The organism is Nocardioides sp. R-C-SC26 (assembly GCF_021246465.1).
Taxonomy (GTDB): domain Bacteria; phylum Actinomycetota; class Actinomycetes; order Propionibacteriales; family Nocardioidaceae; genus Nocardioides.
In genome coordinates this window covers 1-307 of the sequence record NZ_JAHRHK010000092.1, presented here as the reverse complement: position 1 = coordinate 307, position 307 = coordinate 1, and the positions used below count along the sequence as shown (strand labels likewise).

Genomic DNA, 307 nt, shown 5'->3' with positions numbered 1-307 from the left:
GCGCCGCGTAGCCCCGCGCCGTCGAAGTAGTCGCTCTTGGCGAGGAAGACCACCGCCCGGGGCGCCACGACCGGGATCACGACGGAGTCGACGAAGCTCAGATGATTGCTCGCCAGGGTCACCGGTCCCGAGGTCGGCACGTGGTGCAGCCCGGTGGCCGTGGGACGCCAGAGCGCTTTCGCCGCAGGGGGGATCACCGCGTGCAGGAGGCGGTAGAGATCAGGTCGCGCCGGAGCCACACCGGTCAGTGTGCTGGTTACTCACCGGTCGCGTGACCGCAGCGAACGCGATTCTGGCGACCGGTGAG

At 69.7% G+C, this 307-nt stretch carries 1 protein-coding gene; it reads right to left on the bottom strand.

Annotated features, from left to right (window positions below):
- On the bottom strand, nucleotides 1-239 hold a 239-nt coding region (locus KSO97_RS17570), incomplete at its 3' end, for a 1-acyl-sn-glycerol-3-phosphate acyltransferase (RefSeq protein ID WP_232682099.1).
- Nucleotides 240-307: the final 68 nt, after the last annotated feature.